Origin of the sequence: Acidithiobacillus ferriphilus (assembly GCF_018854775.1) — a bacterium.
Classification (GTDB): domain Bacteria; phylum Pseudomonadota; class Gammaproteobacteria; order Acidithiobacillales; family Acidithiobacillaceae; genus Acidithiobacillus; species Acidithiobacillus ferriphilus.
Window position 1 is genome coordinate 1 of record NZ_JAAZTY010000113.1, and the last position, 16366, is coordinate 16366.

Consider the following 16366-nt stretch of genomic DNA (forward strand, 5'->3'; position numbering starts at 1 on the left):
CCCGCCTGCTGCGCCGCCCAGTGGGGGGCCAGCGGCGGGTCGAAGGCGTAAAGATTGGTTTCGGCAATGCTGCGCGGGGGCTGGCTGGCGGCGCGCAAAATTTCCACGTCCTCCCAGGTACCGTCGGTCTCGGCCCCCGAGACAACGGGTTTGAGGGCCGCAACTCGCATGCCGTGACTGGCGCAGAGGCGGGCCAATGCCGCCGTGACGGCAGTTTTGCCGACGCCCGTGTCGGTGCCGGTAATGAAAATTCCGCGCGCAGGGCGCGCTTGTTGACCTTGCGATCGCTGTGCCCGCGTCACGGGCGGCGGCGCAGTTGGGTCAAGGGGATGGCGACACTGCCGTCTGCGCGCGAAAAGGCAAGCGGGCCGCTGCTCCAGGCATGCCCATAGACGACTTCATAGGTGGCCGGCAGCCGACCATCGGCGCGCAGACGCTCATAGGCTTGGCGCAGCACCTGCAGACGGCGCGGGGTGAGCAGGCCGCGGGTGCGCCCTGCTGCGGCATTGGTGGCACCGATGTTACGCAGGTCGCGGAGGAGATCATCCACCGTCGCATAGGTGAGCTGATAGCATTCCACATCCAGCACCGGCATTTCGTAGCCCTGACGCACCAGGGCATCACCGATATCATGCATATCGATAAAATGACTGACGTGGGGACGTTCATCCACCGCCGCGAAGGCCTGACGCAGTTCTTTCAGCGTGTCGGGACCGAGGGTGCTGAACATCAGCAGCCCCCCAGGGCGCAACACCCGGGCAAACTCGCGCAGCACTTGATCCAGATCATTGCACCACTGAATGGACATATTGGCGTAGAGCAGGTCGATGGTGGCCGTCGCCAGCGGCAGGCTTTCCGCATCACCCTGGCAAAAATGTTGACGCTGCCGCCAGCCTTTGCGACGCCGGGCCTGCCGTAACATATTCGACGCCAGATCCAGGGCGAGCAGCCGCGCCTTGGGATAGCGGCGATTGAGACGACGGCTTTGCAGACCGGTACCACTGCCCACATCGAGTATCCACTGCGGTTCCAGTTTGACGAGGTCCAGCCGTTCAATGAGCTGTGCGCCGACCCGATCCTGCAAGACGGCGCTGGCTTCATACGCCGCTGCGGCCTGCTCAAAGGCCCGCCGCACGGCACGTTTTTCCATGTGGAAGGCAGGGTTTTCGGAACTCATCCCCAGGTCTCCAGCAACGCCTGGGTACAGGCTTGCGGCTGCGCCAGAAAAGGGGCGTGGCCTGCCTGCTCTAACCGGGTGATCCGACTACCAGACAACCGCGTGTGGAGATAGTCGGCGGCACCGATGGGCACAATACGGTCCTGTCGCCCGTGCAGAAGTTGCACCGGCATGGGCAGCGCCGTCAGTTGCGCGCGCAAGTCCACCTCCCGCAGCAGCCCCAGTCCATCGGCAAGGCAGCGCTGATCCGGCATAGGCCAGGCACTCAGGCCTTCCAGAGCGCGGCGTCCCTGTGGATCGTTCAACACCTGCAGGGCAAGGAAACGCCGCCGGGTACCCTGCGGGTCTTCGCGCAGGCGTTGAGCGAAATCCTCCAGAGTCGCGGCAGGGATGGCCGGGAACCAGTCGGGGCGCTGGCAAAAGGCGGGGGAGCTGGATACCAGCACCAGTCCATCCAGCAATTCAGGGTGCTGCAAAGCGATGCCCAAGGCCAATAAACCCCCGAGGGACCAACCGAGCAACAGGGGCTTGGGGGCCTCCTGGACAAGCATCTGGCGGAGACCTTCCAGACTGACTGACCAAGCCAGGCCGGAGGGCGCACAGGGTGTCTGCCCGTGACCGGGCAGATCGTAGCTGATACAGGTGAAATGCGCATCCAGGAAGGGCCGCCAGGAAGCGAAGACCCGACTTTCCATCCCCCAGCCGTGGAGCAACACCAGCGGGCGCCCCTGACCACTGACCTGACGCGCCCAGCTCATAAGATGCCCCGGAGCGCGGCAGCCAGAAGCTCGATATCATCGTGGCTGTGCGCCGCGCTGAGGGTGATACGCAGGCGCGCGCTATCGGCAGGCACCGTCGGTGGCCGCACCGCCGGGCAGTAGAGGCCGGCGGTGCGCAATTGAGCACTGACAGCCAGCGCCCGCCGCGCATCGCCCAGCAAGAGGCCCTGAATAGGGGTCTCGCTGGCCAGCCAGGGGGCGTCGGGCACTTGCGCACGCAGATGCTGCCGGTGCTGCGTCAGGCGCTCGCGCCGGGCATCGCCATACCGGAGAAGATCCAGCGCGGCGAAGGCGGCAACCGCCAAGGCCGAAGGCAGGGCGGTATGATAGATGAAGCTGCGGGCGCGATTGCGCAGGAGATCCACCAAGTCCTGACTGCCGGCCACGAAGGCACCATAAACACTGAAGGCCTTACCCAGAGTGCCCATGATGACGTCTACCTCATGGAGCTTCATGTTCCAGTGCGCCACCGTACCTTTTCCCTCCAACCCCAGCACCCCAAAGGCATGGGCTTCGTCGAGGATGATCCCTGCACCATATTGCCGCGCCAGGGTGGCGAGTTCAGGGAGCGGGACGATATCGCCATCCATGCTGAACACCCCGTCAGTGATGATCCAGGCCTGTCCCCGGCCGCCGCGTTCCAGCCATTGCGCCAGATGCGTCATGTCGCCATGCCGGTAGCGATGCAGGCGCGCGCCTGAGAGGCGCACCCCATCCACCAGCGAGGCGTGATTGAGACGGTCGGCATAGACGCGATCACCGCGTCCGACCAGCGCGGAGATGACCCCCAGATTGGCCAGATAACCGCTACCGAAGAGCAGCACCGCCTCCACCCCCAGCCAGCTGGCCAGGGCGTCTGCCAGCGCCGCATGGGCGGGCCGCTCGCCACCGAGCAGCGGTGCCGCACCAGCCCCTACCCCGCTCTGCTGGATTTCGGCGATGGCGGCGTCACGCAAGGCCGGTTCTGCACTCAGGCCCAGGTAATCATTACTGGCAAAGGACAAGAGCGGTTCGCCCCGCGCCCCCATAAAAGTGGGCGGCCCACGCCCCGGCGTAGGTTGCAGGACCTGCGACTCCCGCCAGAGGTCCTGCGCACGCAAGGCGGACAATTCCACACGCCATCGTTCTTCCCGTTCCGTATGCATAGCTTCTTATAGGGAGGGGCCTGTGCCTTGTCAATGGAGGGCGGGGGCGAGAGAATCAGATCCGGTGGCAACGACTGGCGTTGCCAAACGGCTTTAACTTAAGCAAAGGAACTTCTTGCAACGGATCCTTCCACACCTGTATCGGCTACCCGACGCAGTGGGGCACTTCAGCCACTGGCTATTTCCGGAATGCTGTCGCGCCTGTGCCGCGCCCGGTGTCCCGCTCTGTGCCGGTTGTTTCGGCGACTGGCCGCGACTGCCCACCGAGCGTTGCAGTTATTGCGCGCTACCTTTGTCAGACAACGGGGATTGCCCGGTCTGCTCGGTGGAAGCCCCCGCCTATGACCATGTCCATACCCCGTTTATCTATGCCGAACCCCTGAATACCGCCATCATCGCGTGGAAGTTTCAGCAGCGTCTGGACTGGACCAGGCCACTGGCCGATGCCTGGGCCAGTGCCTGGGGCGGGCATCCGCCGTCCCGCCCGGACGCGCTGCTGCCCGTGCCTCTGCATCGCCAGCGCCTGCGCGAACGCGGTTACAACCAATCCATGCTGCTCGCCCGTCACTGGGGCAAACGCTGGAGAATCCCGGTCATCCCCGGAGTGCTGCAACGTCGCCGCAATACCGGCCACCAACTCGGACTGAGCGCAACCGCCCGACGGGACAATCTGGAAGCGGCCTTCGCCTTGCGCGGGCGCGTTCCGGATCACGTCGCCATCGTCGATGACGTGCTCACGACTGGAACCACTGCCGCGCAGATTGCCAGCACCCTGCGGGATGCCGGCGTACAGCGCGTTGACATCTGGGTACTCGCCCGTGCCCTCTGAGAGTCCGTTGACGCCTGAGCCATTTTTGCACGTCATCCTGTATGAGCCGGAAATCCCTCCCAACACCGGCAATGTCATTCGCCTTTGCGCCAACACCGGAGCCACCCTGCACCTTGTGGAACCCTTGGGTTTTGCCTGGGACGACCGCCGCCTGCGCCGCGCCGGGCTGGATTATCACGAGTTCGCGCAGGTGCATCGCCATGCGGACTGGGCGGCCTGCCGGGCATTTTTAGACAATGCGCGCGTCTTTGCATTCAGCACCAAGGGAACGCAGCTTTATCACGACGTCGCGTACCAGCCCGGCGATGCGCTGCTTTTCGGCCCAGAGACCCGCGGCTTGCCTGCCAGCCTTCTGGACAGCCTGCCCGCCACGCAGGTACTGCGCCAGCCCATGCGCCCCGGCCAACGCAGCCTGAATCTGTCCAACGCCTGTGCTGTCGCGGTCTTCGAGGCTTGGCGGCAAATGGATTACACTGGCGGCGTGTAAATCAGGTGATAACTGCCGCAGGTGTTTTACTGTCGAGGTATTGCCTGAACCGCCGCCTGCGGTTGGGATCATTCCTTCCCACGCATCCGACCGGACGGTATCTTGTGTTAAACTGACTCACCAAAACACCAAGGACGTACAGAAGGGGAATCCATGGCGCGTACACGTATCGCTGCGCTCCGTCTCGACGGCGAGCATGCTGAGCAGAAGCGAGAAGAGATCCGCAGGATCTTTCACGAGACCTTTTCGCTGTATGAACAGCTTTTTGATCACCTGGCAGAACCGGCGGCGTGGTATGAGAAGGCCATTCCCCTGCGGCATCCCCTGATTTTTTATTTCGGTCATAGCGCCACCTTCTATGTAAACAAACTCCAGGTAGCCGGGCTGATCGGACGGCGTCTCGACCCGCGTTTGGAATCCGTTTTTGCGGTCGGCGTCGATGAAATGTCCTGGGACGACCTGGACGAAACCCACTACGACTGGCCCTCCGTCGACGACGTCCGTCAGTACCGGCAGCGGGTGCGGGAACTGGTGGACGGTCTGATCCGCGAGATGCCCCTGTCCCTGCCCATCACCTGGGATTCACCGTGGTGGGTGATCCTCATGGGAATCGAGCATGAAAACATCCATCTGGAGACCAGTTCGGTGCTCATGCGGCAATTGCCCCTGTCCCGCGTCCGGCCGGTGGAAGCCTTCCGTCCCTGGACCCCCGCAGGGGCGGCTCCGGATAATATCCTGCAGGCCGTGGTCGGCGGCGCCGTCCGTCTGGGCAAAGAACGCGCGGATCCTCGTTATGGCTGGGATAATGAATACGGCCTTCATCAAGCGGCGTTGCAGCCCTTTCATGCCTCCCGCTTTTTGGTGAGCAATCAGGAGTTCCTGGCCTTCGTGGAGCAGGATGGCTACAGCGAGAGTCGCTGGTGGACCGCGGAGGGAGATCGCTGGCGCCGCTTCAGCCAGGCCCGGCACCCGACTTTCTGGGTCCCGGATCAGGGCACCTGGCGGCTGCGCCTGATCGCGGAGGAGCGCCCCTTGCCGTGGAACTGGCCGGTGGAGGTGAATGCGCTGGAAGCCGACGCCTTCTGCCGCTGGAAATCGGCCCGGACCGGTCAGAACCTGCGCCTGCCCAGCGAGGATGAATGGCGGCGTTTGCGTGATCTCTGCGTGTTGGCGGACAGTGATGCCTGGGACGACGCGGTGCCTGGCAATATTGGACTCGCCGCAGGCTGCTCGCCCTGCCCCGTGGATCAATTCAAACAGGGGGATTTCTACGATGTGGTCGGCAACGTCTGGCAATGGACCGCGACGCCCATCTATCCCTTTCCCGGTTTCGAGGTACATCCGCTTTATGATGACTTCACGGTACCCACCTTCGACCAACAGCACAATCTCATCAAGGGCGGCTCATTCATCAGTCTCGGCAACGAAACGCAGCAGGAGGCCCGCTACGCCTTCCGCCGCCATTTCTTCCAGCACGCGGGATTCCGTTATGTGGCCTCGCCCAATGCGCTGCCTGAGGTACCGGTCTATGAGAGTGACGCCCTGGTCTCCCAGTATGCGGAATTTCATTATGGGCGCGAATACTATGGGGTGCCCAATTTTGCGGTGGAGGTCGCGCGCATCGCTGTGGAGGCCATGACGGGCAAACCCTTGCGGCGCGCCCTGGACATCGGTTGTGCCGTTGGCCGCGGTAGTTTTGAACTGGCAAGGCACTGCCCCGAGGTCACCGGCCTCGACTTCTCGGCACGCTTCATCAGCGTCGGCGTGCAACTGCGCGAGCGTGGGCACTTCTCCTACACGCTGACCGAAGAGGGTGAACTGCAAAGCTATCAAACGGCGGACCTCGCCGCCCTGGGCCTGACCGGAACGGCGGACCGAGTCCACTTCTTCCAGGCCGACGCCTGCAATCTGAAGCCTTTGTATCGGGATTATGATCTGGTGGTGGCAGCCAACCTCATCGACCGCCTGCACCATCCCCGCAAATTTCTGGAGGACATTGCCGACCGCATCCTTCCCGGCGGTTTACTGGTCATCACTTCACCCTATACCTGGCTGGAAGAACATACCGCACGGACGGAATGGCTCGGCGGTTTCAAACGAGATGGGGAGAATCTGAGCACCTTCGACGCCCTGCGTGAAATTTTGTCCGGAGCATTCCGTCTGCGCGATGACAGCCCGCAGGATCTGTCCTTTGTCATCCGCGAAACGGCGCGCAAATATCAGCATAGTATCGCGCAGGTGACCATCTGGGAGCGCTTGTGAGCGCGGCACAGAACAGCGTCGACTTCGACCTGATCATGCCACGACGCGGAACCGGATGCCTCAAATGGGATGGTGCGGCAGAACGTTTTGGCGCTGAAGTGCTGCCCATGTGGGTGGCAGATATGGATTTCGCCGCACCCGACACGGTCATGGCCGATTTGCAGGAACGCCTGAATCACCCCGTTTTCGGTTATCCGGGCAACGAAGGAAGCATGTTGCAGGCCGCCGCCGACTGGCTGGCCAGGCGCCATAACTGGCGGCCGGAAAGCGACGCGCTCGCCTGTATCAGCGGTGTCGTTCCTGCCCTTTACGCAGCCGTGCGCGCCTTCACCCGACCGGGCGAGAAGATCATCGTCATGCCTCCCATTTATCCGCCGTTCATGACCGCAGTGGAGGACAACGGGCGGGAATTGCTGCTGGCCCCGCTGATCGCGGATGACACCGGCCACTACCGCATGAATTGGGATGCCCTGGAAATCGCCGTCCGGCAGGCGAAACTGCTGCTCCTCTGCTCGCCCCACAATCCGGTGGGGCGGGTCTGGACACCGGAAGAGCTGCAACGATTGGGTACTCTCTGCGCCGAAGCGGGCTGCGTGATCGTCAGCGATGAAATCCATGCCGACCTCAGCCAGCATCCGCACTGCCCTTTCCCCAGCCGCTTCCCGCGCTCGATCCTCCTGACCTCTGCCGGCAAAAGCTTCAATCTGGCGGGACTGGGTGGCGGGGTCAGCATCATCCCCGATACTGGGCTGCGTCGCGCCTTTCTGAATGAAGTCCAGCGCAGCCAGATTCAGCACACCAACCTCTTCGCCCTGACCGCCATGACCAGCGCCTGGCGACACGGTGCGGAGTGGCAGGCCGCATTGCGCCAGTATCTGAGCAATAATGCCCGCCTCATCGCCGATTTTCTGGCCGAAAAATTACCCGAAGTCGGCTACCACCCTCCGGAGTTCGGCTATCTGGCCTGGCTGGATGTGCATCCTTACGGTGAAGACACGGTGCTGGCGCGGCGTCTGCTGCAGGCAGGTCTCGGCCTCAATCCCGGCCCCAGTTTCGGACCGGGCGGCGAGGGTTTTGTGCGACTGAATTTCGCTGCACCGCGGAGCGTGCTGGAGGAAGGCCTGGACCGCCTGCGGCGGGCGCTGCAGTAGTCCGGGAGCCTCTTCGCGGGCAATAGCATGCGAACAATGGGAGTACCCAAACGCTCCGCCCTACCCTACAATATTTGCCACAAAGTGGAGGAGACTAGGGGATAGTGGCCGAGGTACCGGGAAATCTGCGACAAAAGGCAGTGGCCTCGCTGGCAGCGGGCATTCTGCGCGGGGCAGGCTACTTGCCGGGGCGTTGGCGGGCGATTCTGGGCGCAATGCTCGGTGATTTGGTGCGGCTCGGAATGACACGGGCGCGCAATGTTGTGGACGCCAACCTCACCATAGCTTTCCCCAGGATGGGTCTAACCCAGCGGCATACCCTGCGGCGCGCGCATTTCCGGGCACTGGGCCAGGCGGCCCTGGAGTTGGGACCGCTGTGGTACTGGCCCTTGCCCCGCGCCCTCGGCCTGATCCGCGAAGTGCGTGGAGACGATCTGGTGGACGCCGCGTTAGCCAAAGGACGTGGGGTTATTCTCTTCACCGCGCACCTCGGGGCCTGGGAAGCCGCGGTGCTCTACATCGGACAACGCTGGCCGGTAACCGTACTCTACATGGAAACCCGCAATCCGGCCGTCAACGCACGCATTATGGCTGGCCGCGGGCGCAGTGGTGCGCAGCTGGTCCCCAAGGAGGGGGGTATCCGCCCCCTGCTCCAGGCGCTGCAGCAAGGAAAAGTGATCGGCATACTTCCGGATCAGAACGTCGATCCGCGCGAAGGGGATTATGCCCCGTTCTTTGGCCGTCCTGCCTGCACGACACCTTTGCTGGGCCGGCTGGCGGCGCGGCGCGGAAGCCCGGTGTTCGGACTCTTTGCCTATCGGCTACCGGACGGTGAGGGTTTTCGCATCGAGATTGTGCCCATGCCTGAATCTTTCCCGAGCGGCGATGCGGAGGCGGATGCCACGGCGATGAATGTCGCACTGGAGACCGCCATCCGCAAAGCCCCTGAACAATACTGGTGGGTTCATCGTCGTTTCAAGGATCAGCCGGAAGGCTGGGACTACCCCTATTAAAATGCTTACGGAACGATACGATCTAGCAGGGCAAAAGTACGCCCCAGCGCGCCACGCTGCTGCCGCAGAAACGCCAAGGCCCGATCGCCCATCTCTGTCGCTGGCTCCCGGGTAGTCAACCACGCCCCCAACTGCGCTACCAGGGCCTCGACATCCAGAACCTGAACCGCAGCGTTGGCCGCCAGCAAATCCTGGGTGATGCCCTTAAAATTATTCATATACGGGCCGAAGGTAACCGGGCGGGCCAGTGCTGCAGCTTCCAAGGGATTATGCCCCCCCGCCGGCACAAAACTGCCACCGATGGTCACCACATCTGCCGCCGCGTAGAAGTCCATCACCTCACCCAGTGTATCTATCAGAAAAACCGCGCGCCCCCCCACGTCCTCAGCACGCGAGCGCAAGGCAAAGGACACCCCCTTTGCCTGCATCCGTGCCATCACCTCCAGTCGCCGCGAGGGATGGCGGGGAATCAGCACCAGCAGCAGATCCGGCCATTGGCGCTGCAAGTCTTCCAGCACCGCCAGCGCCATCTGCTCCTCACCGGCATGCGTAGAAGCGAATACCCAGACCGGCCGCCCAGCGAAACGCTGCCGCCACTGGCGCCCCTGCTCCCGCGCGGCGACGGGTTCCGGCAGGTCATATTTGATATTACCGGTCACCACCACATGCTCTGCCCCCAAGCGGCGAAAAGCCGCCGCATCCTCCGAACTCTGGGCCGCAACAGCGCTCATACTGGCCAATGCGGGGGCAAAGAGCGTCCGGAAACGGGCGTAACCCCGAAGCGAGCGCTGCGAGAGCCGGGCATTGGCCAGCATCAGGGGCACGCCCTCGCGGCTGGCCGCATGACAGAGATTGGGCCAGATCTCCGTTTCCATGATGATTCCCAGACGCGGTCGCTGGCGGCGCAAAAAGCGCGTGACCGCCCCGGACAGGTCATAAGGCAGGTAATACTGCAGCACTTCCGTACCCAAACGCTGACTGACTACAGCAGCTCCCGTCGGCGTTGTGCTGGTCATCAGAATGGGCACCTCCGGATAACGTGCCTGCAAAGCCCGCACCAGGGGAATCGCCGCAATGGTCTCCCCCACACTCACCGCATGAATCCAGATGGGCCGATCCGAACGGCGCGGCCCCCAGCCGAAACGCTCCCACCAGCGCTCCCGGTAGGCAGGTCGTCGCCAGGCCCGCCAGAGGGTAAAGCCCAGAACGACAGGGCTGAGCAGCCAAAGCAGAAAGGCGTAGAGGCGGCGACTCATCATTCGCGGTGCAAAATACGGTCGGTCAGCCAATCCAGACGATACCAGGGCCGGAAGTTTTTCAGGACGAGCTCGCGATCATACCCGTCCTTGATCCAGTCACGCAGGGTCAAGCCGGGCTGGCGGGCGGCAGCATCGTGGTAACTGATGAAAAACCAGTCGAGAATGCCGGTATTGGCATGCCGGATATGACCGAAGGGCCACAAACGCAGTTGCCGCTGCGCTTTGCTGAGGGGTGTCCCCAGCACCAGATGGTGATACAGCACACTGATGAAACCAGCCCGATCCGCGCCGGATTTGCAGTGCAGCAAAAAAGGTTTGGGTAATTGATCCAGCACCTCGATGCCCGCCAGCAACTTGTCGCGTTCCGGCAGGTCCCGGGAGCCAAAGCCGTGCAGGGTCAGGTGCGTCATGCCCAGGGCGTCACAGGTCTCCTGCTCCAGACGGTAATGGGGTTCGTGGGGTGCCGGAGCACGCAGGTTCAATACCGTGCGAAGATCATGCTTTTGCTGCCAGTGCCGTAACTGGACCGGTGACGGCTGGGCCGAGCGGAACACCCCTGGCGCAATCTCGTGAAAGTTCGCATAAAACAGCTCGCGGAAAATACCGTGATCCGTCCAGAACTGGTGCCGCCGGTAGCGGCGGCGCTCATCCGGCAGGAGCACCAGGGGGTGTTTCATCGTTGCTGCTCCAGCAAAGGGGACAATGCCGTCCAGACCTGCTCCGGGAGCAAGGCCTGCTGGCAGAGTATCAGGCCATTTTTCGCTTCCGGCAACGGGCATCGGGATTTACCGCAAGGCGAGCAAGGCTCGCGACTTTGCAGACTGACCTGATGGTTCTCCGTCATGGGAACCTGCTCACTGGTCGTCGGTCCGTACAAAGTAACCCCCGCCAGCCCCAGGGCGCTGGCCAGATAAGAAAGCCCCGTATCCATACCGACATAGGCATCAGCCCGCACGATCAAAGCGGCAAGCTCCAGCAAGGTGAGGGTGGGCAGCGCCAGCACATTGTCCGCCTGTTCCGCGATGCGCCGGGCTCGCGCCGCCTCGCGCGCATTGCCTGCGGGCAGCAACAAACGCAATCCCGCCTGTCGCAACGAGGCCGCCAGTGCCCGCCAATAGTCTTCCTGCCATTCCTTGTTCTCCCGCGAGGTCCCGTGAAAACCCAGCACAAAGGGCTGCTGCACCAGTTCACCCCAAGGCAGTGTGTCTTGACGCAGACGCGCGGCGGCCACCTGCAAACCATAATCTGGCGGCGTTTCCGGCAGCGGGTAATTTAAAGCCTGCGCGAACAGTTGGCGATTCCGGTTGATGGCGGGCTGTCCCCAGGCCACGCGGAACCGGCGATGATAAAGCCGGGCGGCGCCCGGTTCGCGAGCGCTGGCGGCATCCAGACCCCACAGGGGCGCACCGCCCAGACGGCCCAGCAACGCACTTTTATAAAGCCCCTGGGTGTCAAGAATCTGATCATACCCCTCCGCCCGTAAATCTCGCCGCAAATCTCGTAGCGCACCCAGCAGCCCGCGCCACTGTTTTTTATGTTTGCGCAGTGCGAAGGGAATCACCCGCGCAACCCCGGAATGCAGCAGTACGATGGGCGCGAATGCAGGTTCAATCAACCAATGCAAGCGCAGATCCGGCCGGGCCCGCTGCAAATCCGTCAGCGCCGGCAGGGTATGCAGCACATCGCCCATGGAACTCAGGCGCACAAGCAAAATTTTCATTGCCGGTCGCAGTCTCTGAGTTCCAGCGCAATGGCGTATTTCATGAACGCTCCCAGCGCCGTGGTCCAGGCGATGGCAGCACCCTCCACACCATCCAAAAATCCCAAGCGCCAGAAATAGCCGCGCCAAAAAGCGGCCAGTGCGTGGGTCATGGGCATGTAACCGCGCAGTACTTTGCCGCGCTGGTGGACCTGCTGCGCGTTGAGGGTGGCGTAACGGCGCATTTTATCAAGTAACTCGCCATAATTAGCGTAGGAGTAATGGTGCAATGCACAACCTGGAATTGGCTTGACAGTTCCATGAGTCTCCCACGCCTCATGCACCAGATTCTCCCCATAAGCACCACATCGGCGGTCAAACAAACGCAATACCCGGTCATGCGACCAATCGCCATAACAAATTTCTTTACCGTGGAAAAAGCTTCTGCGCTCAAGAAGATAACCGGCCACACCCGCAGGTTCCCCGATCAAGAAAGTATTTCGGATAGTTTTCGCTGCCGTCTCGGTTAGTATTTCGTCGGCATCCATCATGAGAACCCACGGATTTTCCGCCGCCGCCACGGCAAACTGTCGCTGCGCAGCAAAGCCGGGCCAGGAGCGTTCGATGATACGAGCACCCGCGCTTCGCGCTACCATTAACGTATTATCCTGAGAACCGCTATCTACCACCAGCAACTCATCGGTGATATGGGCCACGCTTGCTAGTGACCGACCGAAGTGCTGCCCGGCATTTTTGGTAATATAAACCACCGACAGACAGGCACCCATTATGGGGCGCTCAGCTCTGCAGGCTCAATCACAGACCTTTGGTGTAAGGGTAAGCCAGCCATCAGAGCGATAGTAATGGCATCAGCGTATCCCCAACTCAAACCATCGAAAAGCCCACCAATGAGATAAATGGAGAAGTAAGTAAGCGCGAACCAGTTCTGCGGAAGATCTCGCGACCTCCACATTTCACGCCCCAGGGACCAGAGAAACCAGAGGAAAAGCCCAAGACCGACAATCCCCAAAGATGCCGCTTCACTGATATAGCTGTTAGCCGCGGTATTCATGATAAAGCCGGGAGTCGCAGGAATCTGGTGCGCCGCCTGCATTTTTAGTATGACGGGATAAAAATCACCTGTCCCAACCCCAAAAAATGGATGGGTAAGGAACATCATCACACCGCCGATCATTGCCAGGAGACGAATACCCCAACTTGAATAAATAGCTGCCTGATTCAAATTAAAAATCAACAATTCATGAAATCCACGCATAAAATAGGAACGAATTGTCGGCATTGTAAACAAGCCAAATACAGCCAAGGCAAACACCATAGTTATCCAGTAACGCCAGCGTCCGGGATAGAGCATGAAAATCGCTATAGGAAGCAACATCACCAGTAGTAATTGTCCAGAACGCCCATGGATAACAAGCAGTTGTGCAAACAGTAGTAAACCGGCAAACAAATTAGCCCAACGGGGAAGGTTCCATTGCTGCCTGAAGTCCCAAGTCAGCCACAGAAGCGCGTGGGCGATTGCCAAAGAAAGGAAAATATGGCCACAAAAACCCGTATAGTTTATACCGCTGGTATTCTTCCATGGAAAAACTCCCCAGGTCATCATGACTGCCAGAAATTCGTTGATCAACAAACCCGAAAGGAATAGCCTGATCAATAATTTTATCCAACGCGTCTTCCAGGGCAATGTGGCGCCTATAAATGCCAAAATACCGTAACTGGTGGCTTCCGCGACCTTCAGTCCGAAGAACATATCTGTGGTCCATAGCAGACCGAGGAGCGTCCAACCGATGAGCAGCGCAAGCGGTATCGCCCAGGGCCGCGCGAAGACCTGACGCCATTCCCGCCAATGGCCGCTTACGGCATAAAGCACCAGCAAAAGCCCTACTGAGACACCAGCACCTGCCGTACTCAGCGGGAAGCTGAATAATGGCAAGGCATACGCTGTAAACATTAGTCCATCCGGGACTCGCCACTTCATGACATAAAAACCTTATTTTTATCAAGCAATCGTAAAATGCTGGACACCATCGCATCACTATCGCCGCTACCATTCCCGGTCACGACGACGGATGCTTCACGATGGTAATGTTCCGGACTTGGAAAATTAAACAGCGCCAGCGTGGGTAGACCCATGGCGACGGCCATGTGGTACGGCCCGGAGTCACTGGACACGAAGATATCACAAATCGCAAGCGCTCCCGTCAGGCCGCTGGGTGTGGTCTGGCCAGCAATATCCAGGATATGCCCGACATCACCCCAGCGCGCGGCATATTGCCCTAAATAGCTCTGATTGACGCTGCGCTCGTTGGGAGCGCCGGTCAGTAGGAGGATATGGGGAGAAGCGGCCGCGACCTGCCCCATCGCTTCCACTAGAAACCTGATGGCAGGACGTTTTCGTTCCGCATCCCGCGTACCACAACCGATATTCAGACCGATAACCGGCCTGCCCACAGGCAACCGTGCCGACAACGCCTCACGGAACGCACGTCCCGCCTCCGTCTCCTGCAACACGATCCGCTGGCCATCCCGCTCCAGCCCCAAAGCCGCTAACGCCGCGAAGTCCCGCTCCGTATAGTCCATGGGCCAGGACAATTCATGCCGCCGGGCGTACTCCTGTAAACCCGGCCCCGCATAATCATAAAGCCACCCCCGCCCCAGTACCTGATTCACCCCGACTGTGGGCGCCGCGCAGAAACGCCGCACCCAGCGGGCGGCGATACTGGTTTCGATGCCAAAGGGCTCGTGATCGATGATCAGGTCCGGTTGTACCTCCTGCGCGATACGCCGCAACTCGGGTAACAAACGTCGCCATATACGCGGACCAACGCCCCGCATACCGGCAAAGCGCCCCTCTTGCATGGGCAAAAAATGGGCGCTGGCCAGCAGATGATGGTCCCGAATCAGCGCCTCGCTCGGATAACCCGGCCAGCGGGTCAGAAACACCAGATGCAGCTCCGCATCCGGCCAGCGCTTTTTGAGCACCGCCCAGGCCGCCGAGCTACGCAGGATGTCGCCGATACCTGCACTGTGCGACTTGATCAGAAGTATGCGGTGGGGTTCTACGGGTAAAGGACGTGGCATCAGGGCTGCGTTCAATCGGTCTGAAGGGCCGAAGGCAGATCGACACATCGGAAGCGCAAACAGTCGCTTTCAGGGTCATTCAGCAACTCGTACCACCAGCCTCCAGGATGTCGATGGAATGCCTCGACGACGGCTTTTTCGCTATCCAGATACTCTTTGACAGACAAGGGCCGTAACATGGCTACCTGCATGACCTTTCCCCCTGCCTCAGCGAATAAACGGCCTCTATCATAAGACGTGGAAGCATTCCGTGTCATCGCGCCAGGGTGGCCAGAAAATCGCGGGCGATGACGTCCGCATCAAAGCACCGAGCGTAATCCGGGCCTGCCGCCGCCAAACGCGCACGCAAGGGGACATCCGCCACCAGCCGCAGAATAGCGTCCCGCCACTCCACTGCGGCCCCGGCCATCAATAGCAGACCACTCCGATCCGGCGCAAAGCTCTCGGGAATACCCCCCATGGCCGCACCCAGCACCGGTGTCGCGCAGGCCTGCGCCTCCAGACAGACACGGCCAAAGGTATCCGGCTCGATGGAAGGCAAGGCAAGGGTATCCATGACGCTGTACCAGGGGGTCACCGGGTCCTGCCAACCCAGTAGGTGGTGCCAGGGTTTATCGCGCAGGCGCGTGCGCAGATCCGCCTCGTGAGCGCCGCCGCCCAGCCATAGGCCATGCACCCGAGGGTCCACCGCCTGTGCAGCGTCGATGGCGTCGGCGAGCATAAACACCCCTTTACCGCGGTGCCAGGCGCCGACAAAACCAACAACAAAATCGTTCTCTGCCAGACCCAAGGTTCGGCGCTGTTCCCGCCGTGCCTCAAGATCGCGCTGAAAATCGTTCAGATGTAATGGATTCGCCAACACTTCCACCCGCTTTGCAGACAGCCCCTGCAGAATCAGACGATCCCGCAGGTAATTGGAGATAGCGAACAGACGCAGGGGCCAGCGCGACAGCAACCAGCGGGTGCTGGGCCGCAATTGCAAATCCATGTGCCGGAACAAAGCCAGCGGCCGTCCCGCACTGCGGCTGACCAGGGCCAGTGGCCAGTATTCCTTGCTGAAGCTGCCGATAACCCAGTCCGGCTGCACTATCCGGATAGCCCGGTGCAAGGCACGGATGCCACCGGGATCGGCGCTGTTGCGGAAGACCCCGAAATGCCGGGTCACCGGCGCAGTCTCCAGCACCTGCGCGATCCGTCCTTGCGGATGCACCAGACAATGCACCTCCGCCCCCTGCTCGGCCAAGGCGCGACTCAGGGTGATCATGTGCGTCTCCGTACCGCCACCGCCGGGGTTGGTGCCCACCCAGAGCAGACGCGGAGTGGCGATCAATGGCGGTCCTCATGCCTGGTCAGCAGTTGCAGGGGGAAAACATGGGGCGCATGATGCCCGCCGACCATCACCCGCGGTAAATCCATAAGGTCAGTACCCGGCAAGACACGGCCCCGCCGCACCGTCACCGCGG

General features: G+C 61.3%; 17 protein-coding genes. 5 read left to right on the top strand and 12 right to left on the bottom strand.

The features are described 5' to 3' along the window. The 4 genes from bioD to HF921_RS08410 form a co-directional block, all read right to left on the bottom strand. On the bottom strand, nt 1-302 hold a 302-nt coding region (bioD, locus tag HF921_RS08395), incomplete at its 3' end, for an ATP-dependent dethiobiotin synthetase BioD (protein WP_215893657.1). Next, nucleotides 299-1177: a malonyl-ACP O-methyltransferase BioC gene (gene bioC, locus HF921_RS08400; protein ID WP_215893658.1), complete on the bottom strand. Its 879-nt coding sequence runs from the start codon at nt 1175-1177 to the stop codon at nt 299-301. The genes bioC and bioD, both read right to left, overlap by 4 nt. Further along, on the bottom strand, nt 1174-1935 hold the full coding sequence (locus tag HF921_RS08405; protein WP_064219749.1) for an alpha/beta fold hydrolase: 762 nt from the start codon (nt 1933-1935) through the stop codon (nt 1174-1176). Before HF921_RS08405 ends, bioC begins: the two co-directional genes overlap by 4 nt. Then, complete coding sequence (locus HF921_RS08410; protein ID WP_215893659.1) at nt 1932-3101, bottom strand: aminotransferase class I/II-fold pyridoxal phosphate-dependent enzyme; 1170 nt, start codon at nt 3099-3101, stop codon at nt 1932-1934. Before HF921_RS08410 ends, HF921_RS08405 begins: the two co-directional genes overlap by 4 nt. Nucleotides 3102-3216: 115 nt before the next feature. Here HF921_RS08410 and HF921_RS08415 point away from each other — a divergent pair, with 115 nt between their 5' ends. The 5 genes from HF921_RS08415 (at nt 3217) to HF921_RS08435 (ending at nt 8843) form a co-directional block, all read left to right on the top strand. Continuing rightward, entirely contained in the window at nt 3217-3930 is a 714-nt protein-coding gene (locus tag HF921_RS08415) for a ComF family protein (RefSeq protein WP_215892516.1), read from the top strand. A gap of 25 nt (nt 3931-3955) precedes the next feature. After that, entirely contained in the window at nt 3956-4417 is a 462-nt protein-coding gene (gene trmL, locus HF921_RS08420) for a tRNA (uridine(34)/cytosine(34)/5-carboxymethylaminomethyluridine(34)-2'-O)-methyltransferase TrmL (RefSeq protein ID WP_215892532.1), read from the top strand. Between the two features lie 153 nt (nt 4418-4570). Next, nucleotides 4571-6679: a 5-histidylcysteine sulfoxide synthase gene (gene ovoA, locus HF921_RS08425; RefSeq protein WP_215892517.1), complete on the top strand. Its 2109-nt coding sequence runs from the start codon at nt 4571-4573 to the stop codon at nt 6677-6679. Beyond that, entirely contained in the window at nt 6676-7830 is a 1155-nt protein-coding gene (locus tag HF921_RS08430) for a PatB family C-S lyase (RefSeq protein ID WP_215892518.1), read from the top strand. The genes ovoA and HF921_RS08430 overlap by 4 nt, the downstream gene beginning before the upstream one ends. Nucleotides 7831-7934: 104 nt before the next feature. Further along, a complete protein-coding gene (locus tag HF921_RS08435; RefSeq protein WP_215893660.1) occupies nt 7935-8843 on the top strand; it encodes a lysophospholipid acyltransferase family protein in 909 nt (302 codons plus the stop codon). A 5-nt stretch (nt 8844-8848) separates the two neighbouring features. Here the strand turns inward: HF921_RS08435 and waaA are convergent, their stop codons facing one another. The 8 genes from waaA to HF921_RS08475 form a co-directional block, all read right to left on the bottom strand. Then, on the bottom strand, nt 8849-10102 hold the full coding sequence (gene waaA / locus HF921_RS08440) for a lipid IV(A) 3-deoxy-D-manno-octulosonic acid transferase (RefSeq protein ID WP_215893661.1): 1254 nt from the start codon (nt 10100-10102) through the stop codon (nt 8849-8851). After that, a complete protein-coding gene (locus HF921_RS08445; protein ID WP_215860742.1) occupies nt 10099-10779 on the bottom strand; it encodes a protein-tyrosine phosphatase family protein in 681 nt (226 codons plus the stop codon). Before HF921_RS08445 ends, waaA begins: the two co-directional genes overlap by 4 nt. Further along, nucleotides 10776-11822 carry a lipopolysaccharide heptosyltransferase I gene (gene waaC / locus HF921_RS08450; RefSeq protein WP_215849666.1) on the bottom strand — a complete coding sequence of 349 codons (1047 nt, stop codon included), beginning with the start codon at nt 11820-11822 and terminating at the stop codon, nt 10776-10778. Before waaC ends, HF921_RS08445 begins: the two co-directional genes overlap by 4 nt. Beyond that, nucleotides 11819-12589 carry a glycosyltransferase family 2 protein gene (locus HF921_RS08455; protein ID WP_215893662.1) on the bottom strand — a complete coding sequence of 257 codons (771 nt, stop codon included), beginning with the start codon at nt 12587-12589 and terminating at the stop codon, nt 11819-11821. The genes waaC and HF921_RS08455 overlap by 4 nt, the downstream gene beginning before the upstream one ends. Continuing rightward, nucleotides 12589-13773, bottom strand: coding sequence for an O-antigen ligase family protein (locus HF921_RS08460; RefSeq protein ID WP_226834405.1), 1185 nt, complete (start codon nt 13771-13773; stop codon nt 12589-12591). The genes HF921_RS08455 and HF921_RS08460 overlap by 1 nt, the downstream gene beginning before the upstream one ends. A gap of 23 nt (nt 13774-13796) precedes the next feature. After that, nucleotides 13797-14903, bottom strand: a complete 1107-nt coding sequence (locus HF921_RS08465; RefSeq protein WP_215849663.1) for a glycosyltransferase family 9 protein — start codon at nt 14901-14903, stop codon at nt 13797-13799. A gap of 11 nt (nt 14904-14914) precedes the next feature. Then, nucleotides 14915-15094 carry a hypothetical protein gene (locus HF921_RS08470; RefSeq protein WP_064218203.1) on the bottom strand — a complete coding sequence of 60 codons (180 nt, stop codon included), beginning with the start codon at nt 15092-15094 and terminating at the stop codon, nt 14915-14917. Between the two features lie 62 nt (nt 15095-15156). Beyond that, nucleotides 15157-16233: a glycosyltransferase family 4 protein gene (locus tag HF921_RS08475; protein ID WP_215893664.1), complete on the bottom strand. Its 1077-nt coding sequence runs from the start codon at nt 16231-16233 to the stop codon at nt 15157-15159. Nucleotides 16234-16366: the final 133 nt, after the last annotated feature.